Genomic DNA, 4,451 nt, shown 5'->3' with positions numbered 1-4,451 from the left:
GGTTCCTATCGACCCTCAGCTGCCATTCGCGGTTCTCCGGAACTGTCCGACAGACATGCCTCGGCTCCACGCGTTTCGTACCCGATAGGCGGCCGTTCATGGCCTCCGGCGGTCGGCCAGTTCCTGCCGTTCGATGCACAGAAATGGGGGACAGGACGGTGCCCATAGCCGAAGTTAGCCTGCAGCCAACAGAAGTGTCGAAGGCTGGTGGAGCCCTTCATAATCAAGAGCTGACCCCCGTTTGTTCGAGATGCTTACCTTTCATCGTGGATAAATTCTTGCTGCAGCAGCAGGTGCTGGAACGGCTCGCCGAAGACCTGGTGCAGGCCGAACAGGCAGTGCGGGCGGCCCATGAAACGGCGACTCACGAGGAAAACATCGCCGAAAACAAATACGACACATTGGGACTCGAAGCCGCCTACCTGGCCACCGGCCAAGCTCGTCGCGCCGAAGCCATCCGCCAGGCGATGGCCAATTGGCGCCAATTCCGCCCGAGTCCCTACGACGCCAGCAAAGGTATACAGCTCGGCGCGCTGGTCTGCCTGGTCGATTCCGACGACAAGCAGCAACAGCTCTTTCTCGGCCCGGATGGGGGAAGCATGAAGCTGGTCAGCGGCGCTCAGTTCGTTCAGGTCATCAGCAGCGAAGCCCCTCTGGGCAGGGCCATGCTGGGTAAATGCGAGGGTGATGAGGTGTCGATACAGGTCACTCCAATCCGACAGAAGTTTRAGGTGCTGCGGGTTCATTAAGCCGCAAGCAAGTTCACGCCGAACTGATCAGAAACTTCTCGCCCTGACCCCTTTAGGACGCTCTGCACACACCTCCTGGCGAGCTGTGCGGCGTTCGTTCGCGCTCTCGGCCTCGTGCACATCAATTCACTTCGGTGGCACTGACCGCGAGGCAGCCCAGTGTCGGCACATGACCGACCCCTTGGCGAGGTCAACGCCGCAGAGCGGTCTTTCACGATGGCCGGCGCGGAAGTAGCCTGTTGTGACTGGAAGGACTCGACCCTTCTGCGATATTCAAGATCTGGGAATCAACGCCCGGAAGCGGATGCCCAATGTCTGAGTTGAGCCGCGGCGCGAGACGTTGTCGGCCTGAGCGAAATTTTGGCCCGCGGCCTTTCCGTCGCATTTAAGGTTGCAGGATCTTGATTTCCTTGAGCCAGTTCTCAACGAGCATCGGCCACAACGAAATTGGATGTTCCTTGTCCCTGAGGCCGAAGGCATGCCCGCCCTTGGCAAAAAGATGGACCTCTGCCGGCACGCCGGCATGGTCAAGTGCGCGCGCATAGACCGTGCTGTTGCAGATGGGGTCGACGGGGTCATCCCACGCTTGCAGCAGAAATGTCGGCGGCGTTTGCTTTGTGACGCGAATGCCGGGATCGAGAATGCCATCGGAGCGACACAAGTGGCCTGGATAGAGCGCAACAGCAAAGTCAGGCCGACTGCTTAGCTTGTCGACCGCATCGACTGCCTTGTAAGTCGGCGCAAAAATGTTGCTGGTCTGCGCGACCAGATAGCCGCCTGCCGAGAAGCCGATCACGCCAATCTTGTTGGGATCGAGATTCAGTTCCTTCGCCTTGGCTCGGACCAGCTTGATTGTCCTCTGCGCGTCCTGCAGCGCGCGAGGAACCTTCGGCGTGATGTGGCAATGGCAATCGTCATCCCAATAGTGATTGCTCCCGGGAACGCGGTACTTGAGCAGCACGCACGTGATACCGCGTGATGTCAGCCAGTCGCAGATCTCCGTGCCCTCCAGATCGATGGCCAAAGTACGGAACCCTCCGCCGGGGAACACCACCACAGCCGCTTCGGTGTTCGGGCCCTCAGCCGTATACACCGTCATGGTGGGCTGGCTGACATCGTCAGCTCTGAGCCACCGCTCCCGTCCTGAGCCCGGACCGACAGACTCCGCTTTCGGGGAGGCTATCGCATCGGGTACCGCGCCGGGCCAGATCGGAACTTGCACATGGCCTGGCGACGGCTGCCAAGTCTCCGCTTGTGCCGAAACAGCGCCGACCAGCAGAACAATCGCTATCGAGAAGTTGGTGAAACTGCGCATGTCGGAATTCAGAGGTTCGCAGCAACATTGTTTCATGGCTAACCTTCGATGTTAGGGGCAGGCGGGCTGCGGGTCGCCCCCCAACGAACGAGGTTAGGTTTTTTGTGCGTCGATCCTCCTGGCTGAAACTCGATGGCATACCAGGATGACTGGAGACGGAGGACGCCCAGCTGGGACTCGGCTTCACCAAGTACTCAATCGGGCCGGACGTGGGGTGCGAGGTCCGCTGGATCGGTAGTAGCCAGCAGCGTAGTCGAGTTCAATTGAGCGCCCTCATACCTGCCGGTCGCGGGCGACCGCTCTTGGCCGGAAGGCGTCACTCCTCGGGCCGTCCGGGACATGGCCATGTCGCCGCAACCCTGCTCACGGCGAACTGAAACGGCCGCTCACGAGTGACCGCCATGCGCAACTTCAGCAGATTGCGTAGCGGCCCGGGACGGGGTTGCGTACATGCTGCACTTGTCATCGTTCTGTCACGCAACCGCCGGTACAGTGCGGCTCAGATGAAGAACAACAACAAGAAGATGAACGAGGGAGGGCCGAAGGGGTGAGCGGCCAGGGATCGCGCCAAGGCAGTGCCGGCGGTCGATCCCTTGATGCAGTTTTCTCACTCCGGCGCCCAGGTCTCGCCGAGCAACCGGATCCGGTTGCCGCACTGGCGTGGCGCACGACACCGCGAGAGCCCGGGAGGGCCGCCCGCAGTGACCCCGAAGCTCCACGCCCGTCTTCTGCCCACATCACCGCCGCTGCCTCGCGCACCGCGCGGGTGATCTGTGCATCGCCAAGGCGAAGCACCACCGCCGCCAGCCCAGCCCGACGCAGGGGCCTGGCTGGCACCGCCACCAGGAAATGGGATGTCGGCCTCGCCAAGAGGCCCGCCGTCCGCGTTGTCGCGACCTGCACCGACGCGATCAACGTGCCGACCGAGGTGCGCACGACTTTTCGGCAACACAACTTTGGAGGAGAACAAAAGTGATGAATCACGAGGGAAAGAACACGAACCCGGCAGCGCAGCTCCTGGAGCCTGCCACTCGCGCGATCGGCGTGCGGATCGCAGGGGCGGCCGCCGCCGTCGTCGCGCTCGGACTGCTGGGCAACATCATCTGGAGCGCCGCGGTGGCCGGCGCCGGACTGCTGGTGCTGGGAGGCGTCTGCATCGTCGGCATCGGCCTTCTGCAGGCACTGCCCCTGCTCGGGCAGAAGTGGGAGAACAAGCTGCTGGCGTTGCGCAAGCAGGAGGCGCGTCTCAACCCGATCGAGCAACTGCAGAACTTCATGGCGCAGAAGGCGCAAAGGGTCCAGCAGTTCAGGGCCTCGGTGATTGCGATCGGCACGCAGATCAAGTCGCTCGAGCAGATGGTCGCAGACCGCAAGAAGCTACGGCGCGACTACGACGCCGCGAAGCAGGAACGGCAGATCGAGGCGATGACGGTGGCGCACGCGCGTCTGATCGACAAGCTGCAACGCGCCGAGATCGCGCTGCAACTGCTCGGAGAAAAGGTCGAGGACAAGAAGTTCGAGTGGAAGTTCAGCCAGGCCGGACAGGCCGCGCTGAAGAGCCTCAACGCCTCGGGCGGGCAGGAACTGGTCGAGGAGATGCTGGCCGACGAGGCCTTCGACAGCGTGCGCGACAACTTCAACCAGGTCTTCGCCGAGCTGGAGCTCGAGTCGGCCCACCTCAGCCTCGGCACGCCGATCGATCAGCTGGACGGCGAGGCCTGGGACCTGCCGGCGGCCAGGCTCCCGGCGCAGCAACAGCGGGTGCCGCGCCGGCAAAACATGATCAAGAACTAAAGGAGGGACGAGATGTTCTGGACCACATTGAAATGGGGCGCCACCGCGGTGCTGCTGATCGTCTTCGGCCTGGCGCTGTTGCGGGCCGCGGCTTCAGGCAGCGAGCCCCCCGACGGCGGACCGGTCACCAGCGCCAACCCGCCCGCACCGCAAGACAAACCACCACCCAAGAAGTTCAACTTCTGAACAAACCCGACACAGATCAATCAGGAGATTCAAAACACATGAACCAACAACGCATCCAACACATCACGGGCCTCGTGGCCCCCATGCTGATCCTCTTCGGCACGACCAGCGGCGCGCTGGCCGCGCGCGACCCCGACGCCCCCGCGGCGACCTGCACAGGCCTGAAGGTGGCCACCGGTGCGCCGGGCAAGGGCTACTCCAAGCTGTTCGCCGACATGAGGACGGTCTGCGGCGCGGTCGTGCCGCTGTGCGAGGTCAATACCGAAGGCGGCCTGGACAACCTCAACGCGCTGTCGACCAAGGAGGCCGATATCGGGATGGCGCAGGTCGACACCTGGGCGACGATGAAGCTGGGCGACGAGAACATCAACGGCCTGCAAGGGGTGCTGGCCCTGAACTTCAACTAC

5 protein-coding genes are annotated in these 4,451 nt (G+C 62.7%); 4 read left to right on the top strand and 1 reads right to left on the bottom strand.

Annotation, left to right across the window (positions count from 1 at the left end; genetic code table 11):
• The first annotated feature begins 266 nt into the window (after positions 1–266).
• Positions 267–749, top strand: coding sequence for a GreA/GreB family elongation factor (locus AC1DYI_RS27605; RefSeq protein WP_477207324.1), 483 nt, complete (start codon positions 267–269; stop codon positions 747–749).
• 385 nt (positions 750–1,134) lie between these two features.
• Here the strand turns inward: AC1DYI_RS27605 and AC1DYI_RS27600 are convergent, their stop codons facing one another.
• The gene (locus AC1DYI_RS27600; protein ID WP_477207323.1) at positions 1,135–2,064 is read right to left on the bottom strand and encodes an alpha/beta hydrolase; all 930 of its coding nucleotides are present in this window, start codon (positions 2,062–2,064) and stop codon (positions 1,135–1,137) included.
• Between the two features lie 975 nt (positions 2,065–3,039).
• On the opposite strand from AC1DYI_RS27600, the gene AC1DYI_RS27595 reads away from it, so the two are divergent.
• From AC1DYI_RS27595 to AC1DYI_RS27585, 3 genes are all read left to right on the top strand, one after another.
• Entirely contained in the window at positions 3,040–3,858 is an 819-nt protein-coding gene (locus tag AC1DYI_RS27595; protein WP_477207322.1) for a hypothetical protein, read from the top strand.
• A 12-nt stretch (positions 3,859–3,870) separates the two neighbouring features.
• A complete protein-coding gene (locus tag AC1DYI_RS27590) occupies positions 3,871–4,044 on the top strand; it encodes a hypothetical protein (RefSeq protein WP_477207321.1) in 174 nt (57 codons plus the stop codon).
• A gap of 38 nt (positions 4,045–4,082) precedes the next feature.
• The coding region (locus AC1DYI_RS27585) for a hypothetical protein (RefSeq protein WP_477207320.1) at positions 4,083–4,451 on the top strand (369 nt) is incomplete at its 3' end.

The sequence above is a fragment of the Ideonella sp. P3_A4 genome (assembly GCF_056403075.1).
This window is presented reverse-complemented; position numbering and strand designations above follow the sequence as displayed.

Excerpts from the sequence above, each read along its gene's own strand:
- AC1DYI_RS27600 (WP_477207323.1), bottom strand. The coding sequence starts at position 2,064 with ATGCGCAGTTTCACCAACTTCTCGATAGCGATTGTTCTGCTGGTCGGC.
- AC1DYI_RS27590 (WP_477207321.1), top strand. The coding sequence starts at position 3,871 with ATGTTCTGGACCACATTGAAATGGGGCGCCACCGCGGTGCTGCTGATC.
- AC1DYI_RS27595 (WP_477207322.1), top strand. The coding sequence starts at position 3,040 with ATGAATCACGAGGGAAAGAACACGAACCCGGCAGCGCAGCTCCTGGAG.